Origin of the sequence: Microbacterium sp. LKL04, from assembly GCF_900102005.1 — a bacterium.
Lineage (GTDB): Bacteria > Actinomycetota > Actinomycetes > Actinomycetales > Microbacteriaceae > Microbacterium.
Genome location: NZ_LT627736.1, coordinates 2,283,634 through 2,310,425, shown reverse-complemented (window position 1 = coordinate 2,310,425; position 26,792 = coordinate 2,283,634). Strand labels below are relative to the sequence as shown.

23 protein-coding genes and 1 tRNA gene are annotated in these 26,792 nt (G+C 69.6%); 13 read left to right on the top strand and 11 right to left on the bottom strand.

The genetic code is table 11. From position 1 onward, the window contains the following. Position 1 precedes the first annotated feature (1 nt). The gene (locus tag BLP38_RS11220) at positions 2–1,000 is read right to left on the bottom strand and encodes a LacI family DNA-binding transcriptional regulator (protein WP_442922943.1); all 999 of its coding nucleotides are present in this window, start codon (positions 998–1,000) and stop codon (positions 2–4) included. Between the two features lie 184 nt (positions 1,001–1,184). Between BLP38_RS11220 and BLP38_RS11215 the strand changes: the two genes are divergently transcribed. The 4 genes from BLP38_RS11215 (at position 1,185) to BLP38_RS11200 (ending at position 6,271) form a co-directional block, all read left to right on the top strand. Continuing rightward, entirely contained in the window at positions 1,185–2,486 is a 1,302-nt protein-coding gene (locus tag BLP38_RS11215) for an ABC transporter substrate-binding protein (protein ID WP_091357487.1), read from the top strand. Positions 2,487–2,549: 63 nt separating this feature from the next. Continuing rightward, complete coding sequence (locus tag BLP38_RS11210) at positions 2,550–3,458, top strand: carbohydrate ABC transporter permease (protein ID WP_091357484.1); 909 nt, start codon at positions 2,550–2,552, stop codon at positions 3,456–3,458. A 12-nt stretch (positions 3,459–3,470) separates the two neighbouring features. Then, entirely contained in the window at positions 3,471–4,358 is an 888-nt protein-coding gene (locus BLP38_RS11205; protein WP_331710083.1) for a carbohydrate ABC transporter permease, read from the top strand. A gap of 2 nt (positions 4,359–4,360) precedes the next feature. Continuing rightward, a complete protein-coding gene (locus BLP38_RS11200; RefSeq protein WP_442922927.1) occupies positions 4,361–6,271 on the top strand; it encodes a glycoside hydrolase family 127 protein in 1,911 nt (636 codons plus the stop codon). A 215-nt stretch (positions 6,272–6,486) separates the two neighbouring features. On the opposite strand, the gene BLP38_RS11195 is transcribed toward BLP38_RS11200, so the two are convergent. The 5 genes from BLP38_RS11195 to BLP38_RS11175 all read right to left on the bottom strand — a co-directional run bounded on the left by BLP38_RS11195 (position 6,487) and on the right by BLP38_RS11175 (position 11,077). Continuing rightward, positions 6,487–7,623: a DUF1963 domain-containing protein gene (locus BLP38_RS11195; RefSeq protein ID WP_091357473.1), complete on the bottom strand. Its 1,137-nt coding sequence runs from the start codon at positions 7,621–7,623 to the stop codon at positions 6,487–6,489. A gap of 60 nt (positions 7,624–7,683) precedes the next feature. Further along, the gene (locus BLP38_RS11190) at positions 7,684–8,940 is read right to left on the bottom strand and encodes a hypothetical protein (RefSeq protein WP_157681098.1); all 1,257 of its coding nucleotides are present in this window, start codon (positions 8,938–8,940) and stop codon (positions 7,684–7,686) included. Between the two features lie 413 nt (positions 8,941–9,353). Next, positions 9,354–9,427, bottom strand: a tRNA-Gly gene (locus BLP38_RS11185). Positions 9,428–9,489: 62 nt separating this feature from the next. Continuing rightward, positions 9,490–9,858, bottom strand: a complete 369-nt coding sequence (locus BLP38_RS11180; RefSeq protein ID WP_091357468.1) for a hypothetical protein — start codon at positions 9,856–9,858, stop codon at positions 9,490–9,492. A 28-nt stretch (positions 9,859–9,886) separates the two neighbouring features. After that, entirely contained in the window at positions 9,887–11,077 is a 1,191-nt protein-coding gene (locus BLP38_RS11175) for an MFS transporter (RefSeq protein ID WP_231916488.1), read from the bottom strand. Positions 11,078–11,128: 51 nt separating this feature from the next. Here BLP38_RS11175 and BLP38_RS11170 point away from each other — a divergent pair, with 51 nt between their 5' ends. Both BLP38_RS11170 and BLP38_RS11165 read left to right on the top strand, forming a co-directional pair. Further along, positions 11,129–12,013, top strand: coding sequence for a LysR family transcriptional regulator (locus BLP38_RS11170; protein ID WP_091357462.1), 885 nt, complete (start codon positions 11,129–11,131; stop codon positions 12,011–12,013). Between the two features lie 19 nt (positions 12,014–12,032). Continuing rightward, on the top strand, positions 12,033–13,082 hold the full coding sequence (locus BLP38_RS11165; RefSeq protein ID WP_091357459.1) for a zinc-binding dehydrogenase: 1,050 nt from the start codon (positions 12,033–12,035) through the stop codon (positions 13,080–13,082). On the opposite strand, the gene BLP38_RS11160 is transcribed toward BLP38_RS11165, so the two are convergent. Then, positions 13,066–13,656: a TetR/AcrR family transcriptional regulator gene (locus BLP38_RS11160; protein ID WP_091357456.1), complete on the bottom strand. Its 591-nt coding sequence runs from the start codon at positions 13,654–13,656 to the stop codon at positions 13,066–13,068. The genes BLP38_RS11165 and BLP38_RS11160 overlap by 17 nt on opposite strands. A 60-nt stretch (positions 13,657–13,716) precedes the next feature. Here BLP38_RS11160 and BLP38_RS11155 point away from each other — a divergent pair, with 60 nt between their 5' ends. Both BLP38_RS11155 and dcd read left to right on the top strand, forming a co-directional pair. Further along, complete coding sequence (locus tag BLP38_RS11155) at positions 13,717–15,741, top strand: beta-galactosidase (protein ID WP_091357453.1); 2,025 nt, start codon at positions 13,717–13,719, stop codon at positions 15,739–15,741. A 188-nt stretch (positions 15,742–15,929) separates the two neighbouring features. Further along, a complete protein-coding gene (gene dcd / locus BLP38_RS11150) occupies positions 15,930–16,535 on the top strand; it encodes a dCTP deaminase (protein WP_091357450.1) in 606 nt (201 codons plus the stop codon). Between the two features lie 12 nt (positions 16,536–16,547). On the opposite strand, the gene BLP38_RS11145 is transcribed toward dcd, so the two are convergent. Beyond that, on the bottom strand, positions 16,548–17,402 hold the full coding sequence (locus tag BLP38_RS11145) for a helix-turn-helix transcriptional regulator (RefSeq protein WP_091357447.1): 855 nt from the start codon (positions 17,400–17,402) through the stop codon (positions 16,548–16,550). A gap of 145 nt (positions 17,403–17,547) precedes the next feature. Here BLP38_RS11145 and BLP38_RS11140 point away from each other — a divergent pair, with 145 nt between their 5' ends. Then, the gene (locus tag BLP38_RS11140) at positions 17,548–18,402 is read left to right on the top strand and encodes an aldo/keto reductase (protein WP_091357443.1); all 855 of its coding nucleotides are present in this window, start codon (positions 17,548–17,550) and stop codon (positions 18,400–18,402) included. Between the two features lie 55 nt (positions 18,403–18,457). On the opposite strand, the gene BLP38_RS11135 is transcribed toward BLP38_RS11140, so the two are convergent. After that, positions 18,458–18,946, bottom strand: coding sequence for a hypothetical protein (locus BLP38_RS11135; RefSeq protein ID WP_091357439.1), 489 nt, complete (start codon positions 18,944–18,946; stop codon positions 18,458–18,460). Positions 18,947–19,090: 144 nt separating this feature from the next. Here BLP38_RS11135 and BLP38_RS11130 point away from each other — a divergent pair, with 144 nt between their 5' ends. Next, positions 19,091–19,609: a MarR family winged helix-turn-helix transcriptional regulator gene (locus BLP38_RS11130; RefSeq protein ID WP_091357435.1), complete on the top strand. Its 519-nt coding sequence runs from the start codon at positions 19,091–19,093 to the stop codon at positions 19,607–19,609. A 70-nt stretch (positions 19,610–19,679) separates the two neighbouring features. After that, positions 19,680–21,347: a BCCT family transporter gene (locus BLP38_RS11125; RefSeq protein ID WP_231916487.1), complete on the top strand. Its 1,668-nt coding sequence runs from the start codon at positions 19,680–19,682 to the stop codon at positions 21,345–21,347. Positions 21,348–21,363: 16 nt separating this feature from the next. Here the strand turns inward: BLP38_RS11125 and BLP38_RS11120 are convergent, their stop codons facing one another. Both BLP38_RS11120 and BLP38_RS11115 read right to left on the bottom strand, forming a co-directional pair. After that, positions 21,364–22,122, bottom strand: a complete 759-nt coding sequence (locus tag BLP38_RS11120) for a glucosamine-6-phosphate deaminase (protein ID WP_091357427.1) — start codon at positions 22,120–22,122, stop codon at positions 21,364–21,366. A gap of 54 nt (positions 22,123–22,176) precedes the next feature. Further along, complete coding sequence (locus BLP38_RS11115; protein WP_091357423.1) at positions 22,177–23,322, bottom strand: ROK family transcriptional regulator; 1,146 nt, start codon at positions 23,320–23,322, stop codon at positions 22,177–22,179. Positions 23,323–23,419: 97 nt separating this feature from the next. On the opposite strand from BLP38_RS11115, the gene BLP38_RS11110 reads away from it, so the two are divergent. Then, positions 23,420–24,406, top strand: a complete 987-nt coding sequence (locus tag BLP38_RS11110) for an aldo/keto reductase (RefSeq protein WP_091359799.1) — start codon at positions 23,420–23,422, stop codon at positions 24,404–24,406. Then, complete coding sequence (locus BLP38_RS11105; RefSeq protein WP_091357419.1) at positions 24,403–26,748, top strand: glycosyl hydrolase family 95 catalytic domain-containing protein; 2,346 nt, start codon at positions 24,403–24,405, stop codon at positions 26,746–26,748. Before BLP38_RS11110 ends, BLP38_RS11105 begins: the two co-directional genes overlap by 4 nt. Positions 26,749–26,792: the final 44 nt, after the last annotated feature.

Below are 26,792 nucleotides of genomic sequence, written 5' to 3'. Positions count from 1 at the left end.
GCTACCGCCGCGCGACCGTCGACCCTCGGATCACCAACCGCACCGGCAGGTTCCGGATGCCGGACTCTCGCGTGGAGCCGTCGATCGCTTCGAAGACGTGCTGCGCCGCGCGCCTTCCGAGCTGCTGCAGGTTGGCGTCGATGCTGGTGAGCTCGGGGCGGGAGTTGGTGGCCAGGAGCTCCCAGTTGTCGTACCCGATGACGGCGAGGTCGTCGGGGACTGTTCTGCCGAGGTCGCGCGCCGTATCGAGTACGCCGCGCGCGATCTGATCGGATGCGGCGAAGATGGCGTCGATGTCGGGGTGTCGAGTGAGAAGAGTGCTCGCGGCATCCCTTCCCCAGTGCTCGGACCAATCGCCGGAGAGGGGTTCGCCGACGAAATCGAGTCCCGCGTCCGCGAGTGCGGTGCGTGCGCCTTCGAGCCGCTCGCGAGCGGCGGCGTAGGTGGGGTCGCCGGAGACGTGCGCGATCCGTGAGCGCCCGCACGCGAGCAGGTGCTCGATCGCCAAGCGGCCGCCGGCGCGGTTGTCGGGAGTGAGGGACAGGTCGCGATCGTCGTCGGAGGGCGCATATGCGTAGACGACCGGGACGGGGATCTCTTGACCGAGCGAGGGGCGCGGGTCGGTCTGACGGCCGACCACGATGATCCCGTCGACTCGTCTGCTCAGGAGGGCGCGAAGGTGATGCTGCTCGCGAATGGCATCTCCGCGGGCATCGCATAGGAAGACATTCACCTGCCCAGCTCCGAAGGCGTCTTCGGCGCCCATGAGGATCGGGAGCATGAAGCGTCCGTCGAGGTCGCTCGTCAGCAGCCCCACGGTGCCGGTTCGGCCCGCGAAGAGCCCCTTGGCCATCGGGTTCGGTGTGAAGGCGAGCTCGTCCGCCGCCTTGAGTACCCGCCGTCGCGTGCTCGCCGCCACGTCACTGCGGTTGTTCATCGCCTTCGATGCGGTGGCGAGTGACACTCCGGCGGCGCGAGCGACATCGCCCAGAGTGGCCATGCGAGAACCGACTTCGTCGAGCGACACGGACCTACCTTTCGAAAAGATTTCGGAATCCATTATTGACCCTAGCGAACAACCGGCGCTAGTGTCCCGAAATGGGTTTCGATAGTTTCGAGATCCGCAGCACCAGGGCCGTGTGATCACCCACACGCTCACTCGACGGAGAGTAAGAGGACTCGCAATGACCACCATCCCTCGCCGGTCCCGACGGCGGACTTTCACTGCACTGATCACTGCCGGGCTCCTGGCCGGTTCGCTGGCCGCCTGCGCAGGTGGCGGGAACACGACGGGGGCGGCGCCTGCCGACATCCCCGCCGAAGGCGTGGACGACGGCTCCACTCTCACCTTGTGGACGCGCGCACCGCTCGAGAAGCAGGCGAAGCTCCTCGTCGAGGCCTACAACGACACGCATGAGAACCAGGTCGAGCTGACGGTCGTGCCCAACGACGACTACGTCGCCAAGGTGGGGGCCGCTGCCGGTTCGAACGGGCTCCCGGACCTCTTCGCTGCGGACATCGTCTACGTTCCGAACTGGGTCGAGCAGGGTTTGTTCCAAGACATCAGCGCGCAGATCGACGGCCTCGACTTCAAGGATGAGATCAACAAGGGGCACCTGAGTGCCGGCACGGTCGACGACAAGGAGCACGTGCTCCCGTTCGTCCTCGACCTCTCCATGCTGTTCTGGAACAAGGAGCTGTTCGAGGAGGCCGGACTCGACCCGGAGAAGGCGCCGGCGAACCTCGAAGAGTTCGCCGAGGCGGCCAAGGCGATCCAGGCCCTCGACAAGCCGGACGTCTACGGCACGGCTACCGGGCTGAACTGCGGCGGATGCCTCGTCTTCACGTGGTTCCCCACGGTGTGGGCCGATGGCGAGGACGTGCTGAGTGCCGATGGCATGGAGTCGTTGCTCGCCAGCGACACCGCCAAGGAGGTCTACTCGACCTGGAAGGACCTGTGGGACTCGGGCGCCGTTCTGCCCAGCTCCCAGGATGAGGCCGGGCCGACCTGGACGGCGGGATTCACCGAAGGCAAGGTCGGGCTCATGTACTACCCCGCCACGCTTCTGTCCTCCACGCCCTTCGACGCGGGCGTGGCGGGTATCGCCGGTCCCGACGGCGGCGCCTCGACCTTCGTCGGTGGTGACGGCATCGGCATCTCGAAGGACTCGAAGCAGTCGCCCCAGGCGTGGAACTTCCTCAACTGGCTCATGTCCGAGGACGCTCAGGTCGGTGTCCTCGCCAAGAACAAGGACGTCGTCTCACGAGCGGACTTCGCGTCGAACGAGTACTCCGAGGCGGACCCGCGACTGGTGACCATCAACGAGGTCGCGGGTCAGGGTGACACCCCCGTCGCGCTGAACTTCCAGCAGGCCTTCAACGCCCCGGGCAGCCCGTGGCTGACGCTCGTCCGCAACGCCGTCCTCGGCGACGGGGACACGGTCGACGCCGACAACGAAGAGATCACCGCCATCCTGCAGCAGTGATCCTCGGCGGGGGCCGCGCCGACCGCGCGGCTCCCGCCGGCATCCCCTCCACGAAAGGTCGACATGGTCGTCACCGCACCTCCCGCTCCCGCCCGCCGGCGGGCGCGTCGCCCCCTCGGCGGGCCGGCACAGGGCTGGGGCTTCGCTGCTCCCACGGCGCTGTTCGTCGTCTTCCTGTTCGTCATCCCGCTGTTGCTCGTCCTCCAGATGTCGGGCTCGGACTGGCCGCTCCTGGGTGGCAACCGCGGGCTGAACCTCCCCGAGAACTACGTCGATGCCGTCGATCACCGGTTGTTCTGGGATTCGATCCGGTTCACGCTGCTCTACACCGTCATCACGACGGTCCTGCTGATCGGTCTCGGCCTCGGACTCGCCCTGCTCGTGCAGGAGAGCACGCGCTGGAAGGGGCTGCTCCGCACGGCCTTCCTCGTCCCTTCCGCCCTGGGCCTCGCGTCCGCGTCGCTGCTCTTCTACGTCCTGTACTCGCCTCTCGCTGGGCCCTTCGCCGATCTGATGGATGCCTGGGGCATCACGTTCCTGGGTACGCCCGAGGGTGCGCTCTGGTCGACCGTCTTCCTCATCGTGTGGCGGTACGCGGGCTTCTACATGCTGCTCATGCTGGTGGGCCTGCAGGGAATCCCCGACGAGGTGTACGAGGCCGCGCGGATCGACGGTGCCTCGCGCTGGCAGACCTTCCGCGACATCACCGTGCCGCTTCTGCGGCCGACCTTCGCGCTCACCACCGTCATGTGCGTGACCGGCTCCCTGCTCGCGTTCGAGCAGTTCTACATCCTCACCAAGGGCGGGCCCGACAACAGCACGGTCACGATCGTGCAGCTCATCTACAGCGTCGCGTTCCAAGGGCAGAACAACCTCGGAGTGGCCGGAGCGCTCTCGGTGCTCGTGCTGCTCGCTCTGATCGTCATCAACTTCTTCCAGCTGCGTGCCTTCCGCCGCCCCGACGAGAGCTGACCTCCGATGACCATGACCGCCACGCGCACCCTCGTAGCCCCGGGGTCGACCCCCGACTCGCCGCGACGGCGTCGCTCCCGCGCACAGCGCCTCGTCCTCGGCATCCCCTATGCCGTCTTCACGACAGCCCTCGCCATCATCTTCTTGTACCCGCTCATCTGGACGGCGGTGTCATCGGTGGGCCCCCGTGCGGGTACGAGCCAGACGGAGGGCTGGGGCTTCGGCAACTACCTCGCCCTCGCCGACTATCAGGCGGGGATCTGGGTCTACCTCGGCAACTCCCTGTTCGTATCGATCTTGACGGTGGCGCTGACGCTGCTGCTGTCACTGACCGGCGGGTACGCGTTCGCCCGATTCGATTTCCCGGGCAAGAACGTGCTGTTCCTCCTGGTGCTCGCGATCTTGATGGTGCCGTACGCGACGCTGTTGATCCCGCTCTACGTCCTGCTGAACGCCGTCGGCCTGCAGAACTCGCTCGTCGGGGTGGCCCTGGTGATCACCATGTTCCAGTTGCCGTTCTCGATGTTCATGATGCGAGTGTCGTTCGAATCGGTCCCCAAGGAATTCGACGAGGCCGCCATGGTCGATGGGTGCTCCGCATTCAGCGCGCTGTGGCGCGTGCTGATCCCCGCCGTCAAGCCGGGATTGATCACCGTCGGGTTGTTCGCCTTCCTCACCGCGTGGAACGACTTCTTCGCGCCGCTCATTCTCATCAACGACTCCGCGCGGATGACGCTGCCTCTCGCGGTCGCCAACCTGCGGGGCCAGGTCCAGGGCGTCGTCGACTACGGCGCGACGGAGGCGGGGGTCGTCGTGCTGGCGCTGCCCTGCATCCTTCTCTTCCTGATCCTTCAACGTCATTACGTCCGCGGCTTCATGTCCGGCGCTTTCAAGGGATGACCATGACCACTCCGATCGTCGACACCGCTGTTTCCCGACCCATTGCGCCGGCCGATCCCTCAAGAGGTCGATTCCGTCCGCTCGGCCTCAGCGAGGTCCGGCTGACCGACGGCTTCTGGGCCGAGCGTCAGAGGCGCAACGCCGCAGCGACCATTCCCCACATCCGGGCGCGGCTCGAGTCCGAAGGCTGGCTCGGGAACTTCGATCTGGCCGCTGCGGGTGACCTTCCCGAGGGGCGCCGCGGACGAGAGTTCTCCGACTCGGAGGTCTTCAAGTACCTGGAGGCGCTCGCATGGGAGCTCGGCCGCGAGCCCGACGAGCGATCAGAGGAGAACTTCCGCGCCGTCGTCGCACGGGTCGCCGCCGCCCAGGAGCCGGACGGCTACGTCAACACCATGTTCGGCCGCCCCGGCCAAGCTCCGCGCTGGTCCGACCTCGAGTGGGGCCACGAACTGTACTGCCTCGGTCACCTCTTCCAAGCGGCGGTCGCCCGTCACCGCACGCGGCCCGACGCAGACGACGGGCTCATCGGTGTCGCGCGTCGTGCTGCGGACCTCGTCTGCCGCACGTTCGGCGAGGGGGGCATCGAGCGGGTGTGCGGGCACGCGGAGATCGAGGCCGGCCTGGCCGAGCTCGGCAGAGCATTGGGCGAGCCCGGATACATCGATCAGGCGGCCCTGTTCGTCGAGCGTCGCGGCCACGGCACGCTCGCCGACATCGAATGGGGCAGGGTCTACTTCCAGGACGACGTTCCGGTACGCGAGGCCGACTCCCTTCGCGGCCACGCGGTGCGCGCCAACTATCTCGCCGCCGGTGCCGTCGACGTCGCTGTCGAACGAGGCGATGCGGATCTGCTGGATGCCGTCCGGCGTCAGACCTCGCACGCCATCGCCCGCCGTACGTACCTCACGGGCGGTCAGGGATCTCACCACCAGGACGAGGCTTTCGGGCAGGACTGGGAGCTGCCCTCCGACCGCGCGTACTCGGAAACGTGCGCCGGGGTCTCCTCGATGATGCTCTCGTGGAGACTGTTGCTGTCCGACGGGTCTCCGGAACACGCTGACCTCATCGAGCGCACTCTCTACAACGTCGTGGCGACGGCGGTGGGGCAGGACGGCACGTCGTTCTTCTACGCCAACACTCTCCACCAGCGTGTGCCGGGCGAGCCCGCCGATCCGGAGTCGACGTCCCCGAGGGCATCCTCGTCGTCGCGCGCACCGTGGTTCGACGTGTCCTGCTGCCCACCTAATGTCGCGCGGACGTTCGCCGCCCTCGGCGCCTACCTCGCCACGGCGGACGACGACGGTATCCAGGTGCACCAGTACGCCGGTTCCGAGATCCGCACGATACTCCGGCCCGGGGTGACGGTCGGCGTGCGCGTCGAGACGTCCTACCCGGATGCAGGCGACATCCGCCTCGTCATCACGGAGTCGACCGGCGGGCCGTGGTCGCTCACTCTGCGCGTGCCGGCGTGGGCGGTCGGGGCGACGATCTCCGATGCGGATGGCACTCGAACCGCCGAGCCCGGGACTGTCAGCGTGCGGCGTTCCTTCGCCGTCGGTGAAGAGGTTGTCCTGACGCTGCCCATGGCGCCCCGTGTGACGCATCCCCACCCGCTCATCGACGCCGTCCGGGGGTCCATCGCGGTCGAACGGGGTCCGGTGGTCTACGCCCTCGAGTCGATCGACCTCGGTGCCGACGTGGATCGAGCCGTCGTCGTCGGCGACCCGGAACTGGATGTGCGGGGCGGCGAGATCCTGCTCCGAGTCGGCGTTCGCGCGTCCGAGGAAGCCTCATGGCCATATGGCGACGCGGTCGATCCGGTGGTCGAAGAGACGCGAGTGCGCCTCATTCCCTATCGAGAGTGGGGCAACCGCGGGCCCTCGACGATGCGCGTATGGATCCCGCGGTGATCCCGCGCGAGAAGTCACAATGGATGTGACTTCTCGTTCAAGATGACACTGGGTGAGGGCTTATCCGAGTTGTTGGCACTGATGAATGGTGGGATCCCGCTTGGCGTGGTGGGTGGCGATTCTCAGGCTTGATGACACTTCGTCGAAGGAATGCCCCTGATCAGGTGATTAAATCGCTTCGATAAGCGCTGAGATTTCAATCGCCGTCGCCCTCGCTAGTGTGATCGCAGGAAAGAGACGACCTCGCTGAATCGTGCCTTCGCCAGATCACTTCCCCTCAGCCAGACCTCGAGTCGGCCTGCATCTCCGAACACGCCATCGAACTGATGGTCTGAGGCGAGGTTGAAGAGGAGAAGGTGGCGGTCGTCCCCGCTGAGGGGTAGTTCCTTTTCCAGGACGTCGCGGTCGCCGTCGTCCAGACCGTAGGAGAGGTCGGGAAGCCCGAGAATGCGACTCCACCGCGGCGCGATCTGGTGCCGGTGCGTGGGGACGTCTACGCCTCCGCGCAAGCCCGCAGCGCGGTCTGCCTCGTTCTGCAGGCTGACCGCGAGGTCGGTGTCGGCCTCACGGTGACCGGCGAGCGCGAATGTCGGGAAGACGGAAGGGGAAGGGATGCTGACCGGATAGTCGGTCGCAACGAGACGGGGATCGTCGCGATCCCGGAGCTGAGCTTCGGTCAGGTGGAGGACCTGCGCACCGCCTCCGCGGAGAAAGGGGTCCGTGGTGCTGTCGCCGGTCGTGGTGTGGAACAGCTGAAGCACACCGTCAGACGGGAGAAGTGAATCCTTCAGGAATGACGCGATGGGCTCGTCCCATGAGAACGCATCGTGGAGGCAGAGGAGATCGACCTGCATGAGGAACACGGAGTCAGGTCTGTCGACACTGGGGACGGTTGTGGGAACGCCGCCCACGCGGTGCAGCAGTCGCTGCCGCTGATCGTCAGGCTCGCGGAGATACTCGCCGGCGTAGGGGCCCGCCTCTTTGTCGTGGGCCTGGTTCTGCTGCTCGACACCCGCGAAGTAGACGGCGGGGGCGATCAGAACGCCGTCGGTACCATATCGTTCGACGAAGTCCGCGGGGTCGTCTTCCCATTCATCCATCGGTCTGCCGAGGAGAGTGTCGAGAAGGTCGGAACCGGCCTCGTCAAGGGCAGCGGGGTCGAGTTCACGCAGACTCTGCATGATGCCCGCGTCCTGTTTGACGGATGATTCCAGTTCGTCGGCGGCGCGAACGATCTTGCTGACCCGAACGCGAGGAATTTCGACATCGGACTCCGCCGCAACCGCTGCCTCGTGAGCCTCACAGAACCTCATCCAGAGCTCGTTGCCTTCAATCCAGGTCCGTGGATGCATGAGTATTCCTTACGTAGGACGGGTAAGGCGACCGGTTCCCGAGCGCCTCACCCGTGCCACTTAGATGTTGACGCCGCAGTACCGCAGGAGGGCGATGCCGATACGGTGCTGATTCTCTAGGCTGTACTTCTGCACTCTAGATCGCATCGTGGCGCCCGTGGCGAACTTGAAGGTCTGACCGTCGATCTTCAACGAGAACGCCGTTTTGCTCGTTGCCATCTTGGAGTTGATGCACTTCTGGTGGACTTTAGTCGGCACCTGTACGAGATTGTGCTTGTTGTGAATCAGTTGCGCTCCGAACTTCTGAACCTGACTTTGCTCGACGATGTGGTGCCATTGATGGTTGGGCTTCGCATGTCCGACGGCGCTCTTGAAGGCAGGGAACGACTTGTAACCGTTGCTGGCAATCAGGCGAGCCCCGGGGATGATCCGAGCGACGGTGAATGCGCGGGCTGCGACAGGCACGCCCACTCGCAGAACGGCTGCGCCGAGAGCGATGATGATCAAGGGAATGGGGTCGGCGACCACCGGGAACGCAGCGCCCTCGGTGTCAACGACCTGCGTCAGCGTCGTCCCCTCGATCTCGTACGTAGTGGGAAGCAGGACGCCTTCAGCGTCAACCGCCCACGCGGGTTCGAACGAAGCGACAACTACTTCGTCGGCGCCGACGGCGCCGTCCTGCTCGCCTACACCCTCAGCAGACTCCGCCAAGCCCGCTTCGTAGTCGACTAGGTCGACGTCGTGGTTGGGAACCCAGTCCTCATCTATCGCGGGAACAGCTACGTCTGTCCGAACAATGATGATTTCCCCGTTGGACAGCTGACGAAGTTCCGTGCCTGCGTCCAGCGAGATGTCGTAGTCGTACCGGTGAGTCGGGGACGAACTGAACGTCTCGTCCGCGACAGTGAGCACGCGACTCGTTAGCCCACCTTCTGCAGGCACGACAGCGACTCCGAGACCGTTCTCGGAGGGGGAAATCGCGATCCCGTCACGTGTGAGCTCGAAGCCTCCCGCGGCAGGCAAGCCAATAGCGAGCCCGTCGACCCCGATATCAACAGAACCGGCGTCAGGATCCAAACTGGTCTCGCCCGCAGTGAAGGCCCCGCCCTCGGCGGTGAAAGCGCCGACCTCGCCCGCCTCGGGCACCGCGACATCTACGCCTGACAGCGCCACCGCAGCTAGAGCTTCTGATTCTGCGGCGGAATAGCCCTCGTCGGCAGTGGCCGGTGTCGCTTGGAGTAGCCCGAGGATCAAGGCTCCGACGGCAACGGAAACCCCGCCGACCCGCACTCCCCGTCTGTACTGAATCTCTTCCATAGTTCCCCCCTGTATTCCTGCCTATCCGGCATTTCGAGCAGGCTAAGCGGTCGCGACGAGGGCGCGCTTCCGCCAAAAGGTGGACCAGATGTAGCTCGTAGATTGATAAGTCCGTGAGTGCTTCGAGAGGCTTTGGAGATGGATCGCCCTGCGAAGGCTTCGGGGCTGGGGCGGAGGAGTGGCTGGGCGCATGCCAGCGTTCAGTGGCTACATAGGTCTGCGCGACCGAGTGCTCGGTGCGGCAGCTGGTGAGCGGCACCTGGTGGATCTTTCGAGCCTGTCGCGCGGCGACGGCAGTTGAGGGCTGGTCAGCGCGAGTATCCCGATCACGGATTCGATCGATGGCCCGCCCGTGTCGAAACGAGAAGTGACACCCGGGTCGAGAAAGTGCCACCTTGCACGAGAAGTCACAATGGAGGGGCTGACGGGAATCGAACCCGCGCTATCTGCTTGGGAAGCAGATGTTCTGCCATTGAACTACAGCCCCACTGCGCCCGGAGGCGCCTCGTAAGCCTAGCAAGGCTCGGAGGCGTCCGCCCGTCGCAGCGATCAGTCGTTCGACGGGCGCGCCGGCGGAGCCTGCGGGGGCGTCTGCGGCGGAACCGGGGGCTGACCTCCCACCGGGGGCTGGCCGCCCACCGGGGGCTGACCGGGGTACGGCGGCTGAGCTCCGGGGTGTCCGCCTCCGGGGTAGGGCGGCTGAGCCCCGGGCTGCCCGCCCCCCGGATAGGGCGCACCCGGCCGCGGCGCGAAGATCATGCCGCTTTCCTGCATCGCGCGCAGCATGCCGTTCTTCACCGCGGTGCGCTGGATGAGATACCCGACCCAGAGCGCGAGAGCGAAGATGCCGACGTAGATGATGATCCCGAAGATGATCAGGCCGGCGCCGAGCCCCGCGTAATCCCCATAGCTGTTCATGCCCGGAACTGTAGCGAACGGGAGGGACTTAGTCCCGCACCTTGACGGAAGCGGTCACCACCAGAATCCCGAGCACAGCGACGAGTCCGGCCAGGGCGGCCCACCCGCCCGCGGTCCACGCTGCCGCGCCGATCGTTCCGAGCACGCTCGAGCCGATGTAGTACGCCACGCTGTACAGCGCCACCGCGTGCTGTCGGCCCGAGCCACCGGCTCGCGCGGTTGCGGCGTTCGCCGTCGCGTGGGCCAGGAACATCCCCGCCGTGATGAGCAGGACTCCGAGCACGATGACGACCACCGGCGACGCGAGGGTGATGACGGCGCCGACGACCATCGCAGCGCCGGCGGCGACCAGCGGCATCCGGGTCCCGAAACGCTGGACGAGCGCGCTGGACAGACGTGAGGTCACCGTGCCCGACAGGTACGTCAGGAACACCAGCGAGACAGCCGTCGCCGACAGGAAGTACGGCGCGGCTTCGAGGCGGAAGCCCAGCGCATTGAAGACCGCGACCATCGCCCCGACGACCATCGCGCCGATCGCATACAGCGGGAGTGCGCGCGGGTTCACAGCCTGTCGTCCGAGGACGCGCAGGCTGCGGGCGAGCGGCACCGGCCGGTGCTCCTCGGTCGGCGGCAACAGCACCGCGAACAGCACGGTCAGGGCTGCCGCGAGGATGCCGAGCAGCTCCAGCGACAGCCGCCATCCGACGACCTCGCCCACCGGCGCCGCGACGAGCCGCCCCGCGAGCCCGCCGACGCTCGTCGCGGCGACGTACGCTCCTGCCGCGACCCCCGCGCGCTGCGGACCTGCGGCCTCGTGCAGATACGCGACCGCGAGAGCCGGGATGCCGCCGAGCGCCGCGCCGAGCAGGAACCTTCCCACCAGCAGCCCGGCGAACCCCGGCAGCAGAGGCGATGCGACGGCGATGACCGCCGCGGCCACGGCGGCGACCCGCAGCATCCGTCTCCGTCCGAAGCGGTCGGCAGCGAGCGCCCACGGCAGGATCGCCAGGGCAAGCCCGAGCGTCGCCGCCGACACGACCCACGACGCGTCGGCCGCGGTGAGCCGGTACGTCTCGGCGATGCCCGTCAGCAGGCCCTGCGGCGCGTAGAGCACCCCGAACGTCGCGATGCCCGTCGTCCACATCGCCGCGCCGAGCCGACGGGGCGACGCGGTGAGGGGAGGGATGCCGACGGTCGTCACACGCTCCACGGTAGGCACGCGTCGCATTCAGATCCAATACCTATGTGTGTGAAGCGATAGCGTTCGCGCATGAGTCGTGACCGCCTCGTGGACCTGCTGCCGCACCTCCCGCTGCTCGACGCACTGGGTGAGGACGAGCACGTCACCCGCGCGGCCGAGGCGCTCGGGGTGCCGCAGCCGACCGTGAGCCGTGCGCTCCGCCAGCTCGAGTCGCGGCTCGGCGTCGCGCTGGTCGCGCGGGACGGCCGCGGCATCCGGCTCACCGACGCCGCGCGTCGCATGCTGCCCGGCGTCCGCGTCGCCCTCCGCGCGGCGCAGGACGCGCTCGACTCCCTCGACGACGCCCGGTCGACCGTCGGGCTCGCGTTCCAGAACTCGCTCGGCGAGAACCTCGTCCCGCGGCTCGTCCGGCGGCTGCGCGAGGCGCGCCCCGACATCCGGGTGCAGCTCTGGCAGGGCGCACGAGACGCGTGCCTCGCCGAACTCGACTCTGGACGGACCGACCTCGCGATCGTCTCGGGGGCCGCCGCGACGCATCCCTCCGGAGAAACGCTCCACCTCTACGACGAGCCGCTCGTCGTCGTTGTCCCCGAGGGGCACCGACTCGCGACGGCCGCGCGGGTCTCGCTCGCGGACGTCGTCGGTGAGACGCACGTCACGCTCAAGCCGGGGTACGGACTGCGCCGCACGCTCGAGCAGCTCTTCGCCGCCGAGGGCGTGCCGCTCGACATCGCCTTCGAGGGCGACGATCTGCGCACCCTGCACGGTCTCGTCGCCGCGGGGCTCGGCATCGCCATCGGGCCCGAGGTGCCGCATCCGCTCGACGGGTGCGTGCAGCGGCCCATCGACGATCCGCGCGCGGCGCGCGACATGGGCGTGGTCTTCCGGTCCGGGCCGCGCCCGCCCGCGGTTGACGACGTCATCGCCGTGCTCCGGGAGCTCACGCGGTCCTGACGCGCGGCAGAATCGAGGCATGCGCGCGATGGTGATGGAACGGATCGCAGGACCCCTCGTCGTCACCGAGGTCCCCGATCCGGTCGCGCCCGCGGGCGGCGCCGTCATCGAGGTGCACGCGACGGGCCTCTGCCGCAGCGACTGGCATGCCTGGGTCGGACACGACGACATCGCCCTGCCCCACGTTCCCGGGCACGAGCTCGCGGGCGTCGTCGTCGAGGTCGGCGCAGGCGTCGAGAACTGGTCGGTCGGCGACCGGGTCACGGTGCCGTTCGTCTGCGGATGCGGCCGGTGCGACTGGTGCCGCACCGGCAACGCTCAGGTGTGCCCCGACCAGCAGCAGCCCGGCTTCACCCACTGGGGTTCGTTCGCCGAGCGGGTCGCCCTCCATGCCGCCGACCGCAACCTCGTCGCCGTGCCGCAGTCGATCTCGTTCGCCGCTGCCGCCGCACTCGGATGCCGCTTCGCCACCGCCTACCGTGCGCTCACCGCGCGTGCGCACCTGACCCCGGGGGAGTGGGTCGTCATCGTCGGAGCCGGCGGGGTCGGGCTCAGCGCCGTCATGATCGCGAAGGCGCTCGGCGCGAAGGTCGTCGCGGTCGACCGGTCGGTCGCGGCGCTCGACGTCGCACGCACTCTCGGCGTGGATGAGGTCATCGTCGCGGACGGGCGCGACGTGCCCGAGGCCGTGCACGCGATCACGGGTGGCGGCGCCCACGTCTCGATCGACGCCGTCGGCAGCGAACAGACCTGCGCGGATGCCATCCACAGCCTGCGCCGCCGGGGCCGGCACGTGCAGGTCGGGCTGCTGCCCTCGGCATCCGGTCTCACTCCAGCACCGCTGGCGCGCGCCATCGCGTGGGAGCTCGATCTGCTCGGCAGTCACGGCATGGCGGCCGAGGATTACCCGGGGATGCTGGAGCTCATCGCCCGCGGCACGCTCCGCCCGCAGGACCTCATCGAGCGGACCGTGTCGCTCGAGCAGGCCGCCGAGCTGCTGCCGGTCATGGACTCGGCGTCGCCCGCGGGGATGACGATGATCGACCCGCGGCTCACACCTTCGGCCTGAGTAGAGCGTCCAGCGCGACGCGCATCGCGGCGACGGGGTCCGTGCCGTCGGCGAGCCAGCGCACTTGGATGCCCTCCCACGTGCCGATCACGAGGTCGGCGAGCATGGTGGCGTCTTCCGTCGTGGTCAACCGTCCGGCCGCACGGTCGTGCTCGATCGCGTCGCGGTAGTCGGGGATGACCGACGCGTAGCGCTGCCGCAGCCACTCGTGCGCCTCATGGTCGGCGTGCGTCGCCTCGGCCTGCACAACGGTGAACATGCGCACGAGTTCGCGCCGGGCGATGTTCCGCTCGACGATCGCGAGCACCGTGGGGATGAAGCCGTCCCGGGCGGAGCGCTCGAGGAAGTCCGTGTCGGCGGCATCCTCCTGCGAGAGGACGGCTGCCAGCAGCGACACCTTCGTGGGGAAGTGGTGCATGACGGTCGTGAGGCCGAGATCCAGCTGCTTCGCGATCTGGCGCAGGGACCCGCCCCGGTACCCGTGCGTACCGAAGACGGCCGTCGCCGTCGCGATGATCTCGCTGCGCCGCGCGGCGGACTTCGCGTACGGTCCGCGGGCCGGTGCATCGGTCATAGTCGAACAGTAGATCACGTGAAACCGTGCACCTGCACGTTTTTGGGCTAGCGTTGTCGCGTGCAGAACTATCGCTGGGTGAAGGACGGCTCGCAGGAGCCCGGGACCATGCGCTACGGCGCCGACTACAACCCCGAGCAGTGGCCTCGCGAGGTGTGGGACGACGACATTCGCCTCATGCGCACGGCGGGCGTGAACATCGTCTCGCTCGGTATCTTCTCGTGGGGCCTGCTCGAGCCCCGCCCCGGCGAGTTCGACTTCTCGTGGCTCGACGAGATCATCGACCTGCTGCACGCGAACGGCATCGACGTGGACCTGGCGACCGCGACGGCGTCGCCTCCCTCGTGGATGGCCCGGCGGCATCCCGAGATCCTGCCGCAGACCGTCGACGGCACGATCCTCTGGCCCGGCGCCCGCCAACACTGGCGGCCGACCTCGCCCGTGTTCCGCGAGTACGCACTGCGCCTGGTCCGCGCGCTCGCCGAGCGCTACGGTGACCACCCCGCCGTCGTCGCGTGGCACATCTCCAACGAGCTCGGATGCCACAACCTCTACGACTACTCCGACGACGCCGCGCGCGCGTTCCGGGTCTGGCTCGAAGCCCGCTACGGCACGATCGAGGCGCTCAACGACGCGTGGGGCACGGCGTTCTGGTCGCAGCACTACGAGGAGTGGGACGAGATCCTGCCGCCGCGATCGGCGCCGACCATCCGCAACCCCGGGCAGCAGCTCGACTTCGAGCGGTTCTCGTCCGATGCCGTCCGCGACCACCTGCGCGCCGAGGCGGCCGTGCTCGACGAGGTGACCCCCGGCATCCCGCGGACGACGAACTTCATGGTCGCGCAGAACGTCCGCGACATCGACTACCCGTCCTGGGTGCCCGACGTCGACTTCGTCTCGAACGATCACTACCTGCGACCCGGCGAGTTCGGGCGCGACGACCTCTCGTTCTGGGCGAACCTCACGGGCAACATCGCCGGCGGACTGCCGTGGTTCCTCATGGAGCACGCGACGAGCGCCGTCAACTGGCGCGAGGTCAACCCGCCCAAGCGCTCCGGCGAGCTCGTGCGCGACGCCCTCACGCACGTCGGGCACGGCGCCGACGCGGTCTGCTACTTCCAGTGGCGGCAGTCGCGCGCCGGCGGCGAGCGCTACCACTCCGGCATGGTGCCCCACGCCGGTGAGAACAGCCGCGTGTTCCGCGACGTCGTCGCCCTCGGCGGAGCGCTGCGCGACGTATCGCCGGTCACCGGTTCGCGTCGCCAGAAGGCGCACGTCGCGATCGTCGTCGACTACGAGTCGTGGTGGGTCAGCGGGCGCGACGCGCACCCGTCGGACTCGCCCGCCTACGATGTCGAGTCGCTCGCCTGGTACCGGGCCCTCCTCGACCTCGGCGTCCGCGCCGACGTCATCCCTGTCGGTGCCGCGTTCGACGGGTACGAGGTGCTCATCGCCCCGATGCTGCACGTCGTCCCCGAAGACCTGCGGTCGCGTCTCGAGGCATATACGGATGCCGGTGGCCACCTCGTCACGACGTACTTCTCGGGCATCGTCGACGAGAACGACCGCGTCTGGCTGGGCGGCTACCCCGGCGCGCTGCGCGAGCTGCTCGGCGTCATGGTCGAAGAGTTCGTGCCGTTGCTGCCCGAGGAGCGCATCGCCCTCGCCTCGGGAGCCGTTGCGCACGGCTGGACCGAGCGGATCGTGCACGTCGGCGACGACGTCGAGCTGCTCGACACCTACGCCGACGGCGACCTCGCCGGTGCGCCGGCGGTGACGCGGCGCAGTCTGCCCGCGGGCGGGTCGGCGACATACGTGTCGGCCGACATCGGCCGCGACGGCGTCCGCGCGGTGCTCGCGGGGCTCGGTCTCGAGGCGCTCGCCGGCGACCCGCGGTCGGCGGACGGCCGACTCGACGTCATCGAGCGCGGCGACGACGAGGCGCGCTACGTCTTCCTCTCCAACCGCACCGACGACGAGGTCGCGGCGCCGGTGGTCGGCGACGTGCTCGTCGGCGGCGCCGCGGCATCCGGTGTCGTCACGGTGCCGCCGCGGGGAGTGGTGGTCGTCCGCGTCGCGCGCTGAGGGTGTGATGCGCCGGGAGGCTGGCCGCGTGCTGCCTTCGGCGGCCGGGAGGCTGGCCGCGTGCTGCCTTCGGCGGGCGGGAGGCTGGCCGCGTGCTGCCTTCGGCGGGCGGGAGGCTGGCCGCGTGCTGCCTTCGGCGGCCGGGAGGCTGGCCGCGTGCTGCCTTCGGCGGCCAGTAGGCTGGCCGCGTGCTGCTCAGCGACCGCGACATCCGAGGCGAGATCGACGGAGGCCGTATCGGCCTCGACCCGTGGGACCCGGCGATGGTCCAGCCGTCGAGCGTCGACGTGCGGCTCGACCGGTACTTCCGGCTGTTCGACAACCACAAGTACCCGTTCATCGACCCGTCCGAGGACCAGCCCGAGCTGACGCGCCTCATCGAGGTCGCGCCGGACGAGCCGTTCATCCTGCATCCGGGGGAGTTCGCGCTCGGCGCGACCTTCGAGCAGATCACGCTGCCCGATGACGTCGCCGCGCGCCTCGAGGGCAAGAGCTCCCTCGGTCGACTGGGCCTCATCACCCACTCGACGGCGGGCTTCATCGACCCCGGTTTCTCGGGTCACGTGACGCTCGAGCTCGCGAACGTCGCGACCCTTCCCATCAAGCTGTGGCCGGGCATGAAGATCGGGCAGTTCTGCTTCTTCCGCCTGAGCTCGCCGGCCGAGAACCCCTACGGCACCGGCCCGTACAAGAACCGGTACCAGGGGCAGCGGGGGCCGACGGCATCCCGCTCGTTCCAGAACTTCCACCGCACCGACGTCGGGACGACCGACGCCGGCGCGAAGGGGAACTGACCGCGCTCGTCGTCAGGAGCGTGCGTCCGCGGCGCTCCAGCTCGCCAGCAGGCGCAGCCGGTCGGCGGTCTCCGATCCCGGTTCGGCGCCGTAGACGACGAGGTTCTGACCCGGGTCGGCAGGCAGGGGCATCGCTTCGAACGTGAGGTGGAGTTCGCCGACGACCGGATGCCGGATGCTCTTGATCCCGGCGTCGTGGGTGCGAACGTCGTGGGACCGCCACAGCTCGCCGAACTCGGGGCTGAGGCGGTTGAGCTCGTCGACGAGCTGTTCCAGCGCCCGATTGAGCGGGTCGGAACCGACCTCGCGTCGGAGATTCGCCACCAGGTTGGCGGCGGCGGTGTGCCAGTCGACGAAGAACTCCTTCGCACCCGGCTCCAGGAACGTGTAGCGCGCGGTGTTGGGGATGCCGTCGGGCGCGGCGTCGTACAGCGGCGAGTAGACGGCCCGCCCCAGGGTGTTGGCGGCGACGAGGTTGCGTGCCGCGGTCGCGACGAACGCCGGTGAGTCGCTCAGACCGTCCAGGATTCGCTGCACGGTGGGCCGGACGGTCGTCCGTTCGGGCTGCGCGGCGGGTCGGAGTGAGGCGGTGGTGCCGGTCAGGTGGAACAGGTGATCCCGTTCGGTGGACGTGAGCTGCAACGCGCGGGCGACGGCGTCGAGGACCGAGGGGGAGACGACACCCACGGCGCCGCGCTCCAGCTTGGTGTAGTAGTCGACGCTCACCCCCGCGAGCATCGCGACCTCTTCGCGGCGGAGCCCCGCGACGCGGCGATTGCCGCCGTAGGCAGGGAGCTTCGCCTGCTCGGGTGTGATCCGTGCGCGCCGGGACACGAGGAACTCCCGCAGCTCGTTCTCGCCGTCCATGTTCCGAGGCTACGACGGAGCCCGCACTCGAGGGTGGTTCCACGAGAGCCTGGTTCGCCCGACGCGACGGGCGTTCACTGGTGTTCGACGCCCGCCGGCCTGCTACTGCCCCCCCGCGCCGACGCGCGCGGCTGAAAGGAACACCATGGACACCACCCCCTCCGTGACTCTGAACACCGGGGCCGAGATGCCGCTGCTCGGCTTCGGCGTCTTCCAGATCCCCACCGACGACACCGAGCGCGCCGTGGCCGACGCCATCGCCGCCGGGTACCGGCTGATCGACACGGCTGCGAGCTACGGAAATGAGGAGGCGGTCGGTCGAGGCATCGCGGCCAGCGGCATCCCGCGTGAAGAGCTCTTCATCACCACCAAGCTCTGGATCCAGCGCCGCGGCGAGCAGGGCGCCATCGACGCGATCGACGCGTCGATGGCGAAGCTCGGGCTCGACTACCTCGACCTGTACCTCATCCACCAGCCCTTCGGTGACTACTACGGGGGATGGCGAGCGATGCAGCGGATGCATGAAGTGGGACGGATCCGCGCGATCGGCGTCTCGAACTTCGCACCCGACCGGCTCGTCGACCTCATCGAGTTCGGCGGGACCGTGCCGGCCGTGAACCAGATGGAGGTCAACCCGTTCCACCAGCAGGCCGACTTTCAGCGGCTCCTCACCGAGGAGGATGTCGTCCTCGAGGCCTGGGCGCCCTTCGCCGAGGGGAGGAACGACCTCTTCGCGAACCCGGTGCTCACCGAGATCGGTGAGGCCCACGGCAAGACCCCTGCGCAGGTCGTGCTGCGCTGGCTGCTGCAGCGCGGCGTGGTGTCGCTGGCCAAGTCGGTGCGGCGCGAGCGGATGGCCGAGAATCTGAGCGTGCGGGACTTCGCACTGTCGGATGAGGAGATGCATCGCATCGCGGGCCTCGAGGTCGGTCGGTCCCAGTTCTTCTCGCACGCCGACCCCGAGATGGTGCGGCGGCTCGCTGCGCGCGCGCACGACTGAGAGCGGCGGCACCCCCTACCGCGCCGGTGTCGGTGCGGTGGGGGTGGGGTGGCGCTCAGTCGCGCTGCGCCTGCTCGTAGCCGCGGGTGAAGCCGCGCTCGAAGGCCTCGGCGACGGCGGGATGCTGCGCGAAGCCGCGCCGCTCGCTGTGACCGTGCCGGTGGCCGCAGTCACGACCGTGGTCGCCGTGCCGGTCGTGGTGGCCGAAGCCGTGGCCGCGGTGCGGACCGAAGCCGTCTCCGCGGTGCGGCCCGAACCCGTGGCGCGGACCGAAGCCGCGACGGTGGCCGCGTCCGGGACGGGGCGGCATCGGCTGCGAGTCGTCCCAGCCGAGTTCCCGCGCGATCGCGTCGAGCGAGCGGAGCAGGGTGTCGTAGTCGTCCTCGGGGACGGCGGCGGAGACCCGCGCCTGCACGGCGGCGACGATGTCGTCGCGCCGCGCCTCCGTCCCGGCCTGCGCGGCCTGCTCGTGGAGCTCGCGCGCCACGAGGCGGTGAACGAGCTTGAGGCGGTATCCGAGGGTGTCGTTGGATGTGGTGTTCATGAGGTGTCCTTCCGGGACGTCGTGTCACCGGCGGACGTTCCGCGATGACCATTGCATGTCAGTGTGCAAGTACATGCAGCGTGACATGCATCGGTGGTGCATGTCAAGTGACATGGATGCCGTCGCTGCCGGTATCGTCGAAGCGTGACCGATCCCACCGGCGACCTCGACGCCCTCCTCGCGGCCTTCGCGCAGATGCGCGGACGCGGCGGACCGCATCGGCATCACCCCGGCGGGCCGCACGCCCACGGCCCGCACTCGGATGGCGGACCGCCGCCGTGGATGCGCGGCGAGCGCGGCTTCGGTCCCGGCGCGCGCCTCGCGGGCGCTCCCGCCCGCATCCGTCTGCTCGACGCGCTGGTCCACGCCGCGCACCCGCTCTCGGTGAGCGAGATCGCGGACGCGATCGGCGTCGACCAGCCGCGCGCATCGCGGCTCGTGCAACAGGCTGTCGAACTCGGGCTCGCCGCTCGTGAGGCAGACCCCGACGATGCGCGGCGCACGCGCATCGCGCTGACCTCCGAGGGGCGCCGCCGTGCCGGGGACTTCCGAGGCGAGCGACGCGAGCGGCTCTCCCGCGCGCTGGCCGACTTCACGGCCGAGGAGCGCGCAGAGCTCGTCCGCCTACTCGGCAAGCTCGCGGCATCCTGGCCCCGCGAATGAGGCGCTAACCCGGCCGACCCCCGGAACGCAAGAAGGTGAGCGGATCCCCCTCCGTCAGTAGCCTGACGGCATGTCCGACAGCGCCTCACCGTCAGAGACCGTCGCCCACCCACCCGCGTCGCGGGCGAAGGCCAGCGTGTGGGTGATCGCGCCGGCAGCCGTGGTCGCGGTCGTCTTCAGCGCGTTCGCGATCGCGCTTCCTGCCCAGGCCGAGGCGTTCTTCGGGACGATCCAGGGTGCGATCATCGACACCTTCAGCTGGTACTACGTCCTCATCACCGCCTTCTTCGTCGCCTTCTGCCTCTTCCTCGGGTTCAGTCGATTCGGCGACATCCGCCTCGGCAAGGATGACGACAAGCCCGAATTCTCGACGGGTGCCTGGTTCTCGCTCCTCTTCGCCGCGGGGATGGGGATCGGCCTCGTCTTCTACGGCGTGAGCGAGCCGCTCAGCCACTTCGTGGACCCGAAGCCCGGCGTCGAGGGCACGTCCGCGCAGCTCGCACAGTCGGCGCTGACGCAGACCTACCTGCACTGGGGCGTTCAGGCGTGGGCCGTCTACGTGGTCGTCGGCATCGCCCTCGCCTACGCGATCCACCGCCGCGGACGCCCGCTGTCGATCCGGTGGGCGCTCGAGCCCATCCTCGGTCGGCGTGTGCGCGGCGGGTGGGGCAACGCCATCGACGCCATCGCCCTCGTCGGCACGCTGTTCGGCGTCGCGACGAGCCTCGGTCTGGGAGTGCTGCAGATCAGCTCCGGCCTAGACAGCGCGGGGATCATCAAGGATCCCAGCCTGCTCGTGCAGGTCATCATCATCGCCGTCATCACGACCGCCGTGCTCTTCTCGGTGCTGTCGGGCGTGACGAAGGGCATGAAGTGGCTGTCGTCGCTGAACCTGATCCTCGCCGGGCTCTTGCTGCTGTTCGTCCTGTTCACGAACGACACGTTCTACCTGCTGCGCGAGTGGGTGCAGTCGATCGGCTCGTACCTGCAGAACTTCGTCGGGCTGAGCTTCAGCGTCAGCGCCTTCCAGGGCGCGGAGGGCCAGGCCTGGCAGGCGACCTGGACCTCGTTCTACTGGGGCTGGTGGATCTCGTGGGCGCCGTTCGTCGGCATCTTCATCGCCCGCGTCAGCCGTGGTCGCACGGTGCGCGAATTCGTCATGGGAGTGCTCATCGTGCCGACGCTCGTCGGTGTGCTCTGGTTCGCGGTCCTCGGTGGCTCCGCGATCAAGCTCCAGCTCGACGAGCCGGGCGTGATGACGCAGGCCGACGGATCGGTGAACGTCGAAGGCGCGCTGTTCCAACTGTTCGAACACCTGCCCGCACCGCTGCTGCTCACCATCGGGGCTCTCATCCTCATCGCGCTGTTCTTCGTCACCTCAGCGGACTCGGGTGCGCTCGTCATGGGCATGATCGCAACGGGCGGCGACCCCGAGCCGAGCAAGCCCGTGCGCACGCTCTTCACTCTCATCACCGCGCTCCTCGCGATCGCGCTCCTGATCGCGGGCGGGCTGACGGCGCTGCAGACGGCGGCCATCATCATCGCCCTGCCGTTCAGCATCGTGATGCTGCTCATCTGCTGGTCGACCGTCGTCGCGTTCCAGCGCGAGAGACGCATCTACGAAAAGGCCGAGCGGGCGCAGCTGCTGGATCACATCGGGGAGCACTACGGCCTCGAAGTCGAGTCCGAGAACGAGCGCGGCATCCGACTGCCTTGGGGACGGAAGCGGGCCGACTGACCGGCTTCCGCTGCGGTCACCGGCCGGCGTCGACGGGGAGCGAGGCGGAGCTCAGCCTCGAGGCGGCCGCGGCGTCGAGGACGAGCATGACGCGGTCGTGGCGCTGCAGGAAGGATGCCGGGAGCTCGGCGGTCTGCGGACCCTCGACGGCGCGCGCCACGGCGTCGGCCTTCGACTCGCCCCACGCGATGAGGACGATCTCGCGCGCCTCGAGGATCGTCCCGATGCCCTGCGTCAACGCCCGGGTCGGCACGAGGCCGGCGTCGCCGTCGAAGAAGCGGCTGTTGTCGGCGACGGTCCGCGGAGCCAGGTCGACGACGCGAGTGCGGGAGTCGGGGGCGGAGCCGGGCTCGTTGAACCCGATGTGCCCGTTCGCCCCGATGCCGAGGATCTGCAGGTCGACGCCGCCCGCCGCGGCGATCGCCGCCTCGTAACGCGCCGCTGCGGCGACGGGGTCGGCGGAGATCCCCTCGGGGACGTGCGCGCGGGAGGGGTCGAGGCCGAGGGGGCCGATCACCTCGCGGGCGATGACGGAGTGGTAGCTCTCCGGGTGGTCGACCGGCAGGCCGACGTACTCGTCGAGCGCGAACGCTGTCGCGCGCGCGAGGTCGAGGCCGGCCCGCACGCGGTCGGCGAGCGCCCGGTAGAGCGGCTGCGGGCTCGATCCGGTCGCGACGCCGAGCACGGGTGCGGGGCGATCGCCGAGGGACGAAGCGATCACCGCGGCTGCGGCGACACCGGCGCCGGTGGCGTCGGGGGAGAGCAGGATTCTCACGAGAGCGCCTTTCCGAGAGAGGGGGCGAGCGCGCTGAGGCTCGGGTACCGGATCTCAGGCAAGGTAGACCGCCCCCTGCACGTGATCGATGGTGAGCTGGCCGATGCCCACGAGGGCTGCGTCCTCGCCGAGCGCCCCGACGACCAGGGCGGGAGGGCGGGGGATCCGCCCCGCCAGGCGTTCCGTGACACCGTCGACGAGCCGGTCGGTGCGCCGCGGCAGGCGTCCGGCGAGGATCACGACGCGGCAGTCGAGGATCACGGCGAGCGCGGCGACCGACATCGCGATGTGGTCGAGCAGTCGCTCCGCGCGGGCGTCGTCGCCCTGATCGAGAACCGCCATCGTCGAGGCGTCGTCGACCGTTGCGGCGCCGAGCGCGAGCACGCGCGTCTCGAGGTCCCCGCCTGTGCCGTGGTCCTGCGCGAACGCCGCCGGATCGGTGATGAGGTAGCCGATCTCGCCCGCGGCGGAACCCGCTCCGCGCACGAGGCGGTCGCCCGAGACGATCCCGGCGCCCACGCCCACCCCGAAGACGAGGGCCGCGAGGTCTCCGGTGCCCTGCCCGGCGCCGCGGGTCCACTCGCCGATCGTGACGGCGTTGGCGTCGTTCTCGACGACGACGGGGAGCCCCGTGCGCCGGTGCATCAGGTCGCGGACGGCGAGGCCGTGCCAGTCGAGCTCGACTGAGTCGCTGACGGTCCCGTCCGGGGCGACGACGCCGGGAACCGACATTCCGATGCCCTGCGCGGGGGTCCCGAGCTCGGCGGCCGTGCGGACGAGCCCGTCCGCGAGCCGGCCGATGCCCTCGAGGCGAGACGATGCCGACGGCATCCCGTCCTCGCCGCGGAGGGATTCGCGGGCCTCGTGGCGGATGTCGCCGTTCAGGTCGATGAGCGCTCCGCGGGCGACGGTGGCGGTGACGTCGAGGGCGACGACGGTGCGTGCCTCACCGAGCGGCCGGTAGCGGTGCGTCGGGCGACCGACGCCGCCGGAGTCGCGCTCGACGGCGAGGAGCCCGTCGGCGACCATCCGTGCGCACAGGCGGTGGACCGTCGCCGAGGCGAGCCCGGTCGCTTCGATGAGCTCCGCGCGGGTGAGAGCGCCACCCGCCTGCAGGGCGTCGAGGATCGCGGTGCGGTTGATGCGGGTGACGTCGGCGTTGGTCGCCGTGCCCTTGCTCGCCGCGCGTTCGCCGCTCATCGTTCCCCTGACGCCCTTTTCGTCTTACTCTGAGATAAAAGCAGACGGATGGCGCTCCCGCAAGACCGCCGGCGCCGTCCCCGACATCGGAGCAGCCGTGGCCCCCACCTCCTCTTCACCCACCGCGTCCCTGCGCCGCGCCGGTCGGTTCGGTCTCGGGGCCGCACCTCTCGGCAACCTCTTCCAGGAGATCGCCGACGCCGAGGCCGCGGCGATCGTCGACGGTGCCTGGGACAGCGGCATCCGCGTCTTCGACACCGCGCCCCACTACGGACTCGGCCTCAGCGAGCGGCGCCTCGGCGCCGCGCTCGCCCGCCGACCGCGCGACGAGTTCGTCCTCTTGACCAAGGTCGGGCGGCTGCTCGAACCCGACCCGAGCGGTGCCGGTCGCCTCGACGACGAGGGGTTCATGGTCGAGGCGACGACCCGGCGCCGGTGGGACTTCTCGGCCGACGGCGCGCGCCGATCGCTCGAGTCCTCACTCGAGCGGCTGGGGATGGACCGGGTCGACATCGTGCACCTGCACGACCCCGAGGGCCGCGTCGACGAGGCGATCGATGGCGCCCTCCCCGCCCTCGTCGCGCTGCGAGAGGCGGGTGTCATCTCCGCCGTCGGCGTCGGGTCCAAGGACACCGCCACCCTCACCCGCATCATCGAGACCGGCATGGTCGACGTGGCCATGGTCGCGGGGCGGTACACGCTCCTCGAGCAGCCCGCCGCCGACGACGTCCTGCCCGCCGCGCTCGCCCACGGAGTCGACATCATCGCCGTCGGCGTCTACAACTCGGGGCTCCTCGCGACCCCGCATCCGGATCCCGCCGCGCCCTATGAATACGGCTCCGCGCCCGAAGCCGTCTATCGTCGAGCTGTACGTCTTGCAGACGCGTGCGCGGCGCGTGGAGTGCCGTTGCCCGTCGCCGCCCTGCACTTTCCGCTGCGGCATCCGGCCGTGGTGAACGTGACGGTGGGACTCGGCAGGGCGTCGCACGTGGCGCAGACAGCCGGATACGTCAGCGAGCCGCCGACCGAGGAGTTCTGGCGCGGTCTCGAAGAGGAGGGCCTGGTGCCCGAAGGAGAACGATGACCGAGCACGTCCTGTGGTACCGCCGCCCCGCGGAGACCTGGAACGAGGCACTGCCCCTCGGCAACGGTGCGCTGGGAGCCATGTGCTTCGGCGGTGCGACCGACGCGCTCCTGCGTCTGAACGACGAGACCCTCTGGTCGGGGAGCCCCGCGAGCGAACTCGCCGCGCCCGTCGTCACCGCCGACGAGGCCCGCGAGGCGCTCGCCGAGGCCCGTGCCGCCGTCGCCGACGGGCGTGAAGAGGATGCCGACCGTCACCTCCGCCGTCTGCAGCACCGCCACGCGCAGTCGTTCCTCCCGTTCGCCGACCTGCGCCTGCGCATCGACGGCGCGACCCCCGACCAGGTCGAGGACTACCGCCGCGAGCTCGATCTGGCCACGGCGACCCACGTCGCCGCCGGCACGCGCGCCGGGGCGGCGCTGAGCCACCGCACATGGATCAGCGCCCCGCACGGCGTGCTCGTCCACGAGCTCGAGAGCGACGAGCCGATCGACGTCCGCGTCGAGCTCGAGACGCAGCTGCGCGAGCTCGGCCGCGTCGAGATCGACACCGCGACGACTCTGCTCGTGCAGGCACCCTCCGACGTGACGCCCCCGCACGACGTCGTCGACGAGCCCGTCGTGTACGAGGACGACGCCGTCTCGGTGCGCGGAGCCCTGCACGCCCGCATCGTCACCGACGGCACCCCGGTCCGCGGCGGCCGCGTGCTGCGCGCGACCCGTGTGACGGTCGTGCTCGCGACCGCGACGACCTTCACCGGCATGGGACGGATGCCGGCGGGCACCGAGCGTGCCGCGGCCCGCCGCGCGGCCGAGCTCGTCGACGCCGCGATCGCCGCGGGGCTCGACGAGGTGCGGGCGGCGCAGCTCGCCGATCACGCGGCGCTGTACGACCGGACCGAGCTCGCGCTCGGCGCCGCGCCCGATCCCGAGCGCGACACGGCCGAGCGCCTGCGCGACCTCGCCGACGACGGCGCCGTCGACATCGGCCGCGACCCGGGGCTCGCTGCGCTCCTCTTCCACTACGGCCGCTACCTGCTGATCTCGTCCTCGCGGCCCGGGGGGCTCCCCGCCACGCTCCAGGGCATCTGGAACCAGGACCTCCGCCCCGACTGGAGCTCGAACTACACGACGAACATCAACGTCGAGATGAACTACTGGGGCGCCCATAGCGCCAACCTCAGCGAGACGGAGGAACCGCTCCTCGACCTCATCGAGGCGCTCGCCGACAGCGGCGCCGAGACCGCGCGTCGGCTGTACGACGCCCCCGGCTGGGTCGCCCACCACAACACGGATGCCTGGGGCTACACGCAGCCCGTCGGTGACGGTGTGCACGATCCCTCCTGGGCGTTCTGGCCGATGGCGGGCTTCTGGCTCTGCCTGCACCTCGCCGAGCGCGACGCGTTCGGTGTCGCCGACGAGTCCGAGCGGCGCCGTGCGTTCCGTCTGCTGCGGGGCGCGACCGCCTTCGCCCTCGCGTGGATGACACGCGCCGAGTCGGGCGAGCGGGGCACCGCGCTGTCGACGTCGCCCGAGAACACGTTCCGCACCCGAGACGGCGGTTCGGCTGCCGTCGCCGAGTCGGCCACGCTTGACATCGTGCTGCTGCGGGCGCACCTCGACGAGTTCGTGCGCCTCGCACACCTCCTGGGGCAGGAGGACGATCCGCTCGTCGCGCGCGCGCAGGACGCCCGTGCCGGCCTGCCCGAGATCCCCCTTGAGGACGGCTCGATCGCCGAGTGGCCCGGTGGCCGGGAAGCCGTCGACCCCCACCATCGTCACGTCTCGCCGCTCGTGTTCGCCTACCCGGGGACGGAACCCCTCACGCCGGAGCTCGGGGCTGCGGCATCCCGCTTCCTCGACCTTCGCGAGGACGAGTCGACCGGATGGTCGCTCGCGTGGAAGATCGCCCTGCGCGCCCGGCTCGGTCAGGAGGATCGCGTCGCGGACCTGCTCGCGCTCGTGTTCCGTGACATGTCGGTCGCCCGCGGCGGCCACTCCGGCGGCCTCTACGACAACCTGCTCGCCGCGCACCCGCCGTTCCAGATCGACGGCAACCTCGGCTACGTCGCCGGCCTCGCCGAGTGCCTCGTCCACTCGCACGGCGACGCGATCGGGCTGGTGCCGTCGTGGCCGTCGGCGCTCGGAGCGGGTTCGGTGCGCGGTCTCGTGGCGCGTCCCGGTGTCGAGGTCGACCTCGCGTGGGACGACGCCGGCGCCGTGACCTCCGCCCGCGCACGTGCCCGGGTTGCGTCGGCGCACGGCGCGCGCACCTTCCGGGTGGGCGACCGCGAGATCGAGGCGACGCTCGACGATGCGTGGAGCGTCCTCATCGGCGAGTGATCGCCTTCGCACAGCGTGTGTCGGGAATGCGCGCGTGACGGATG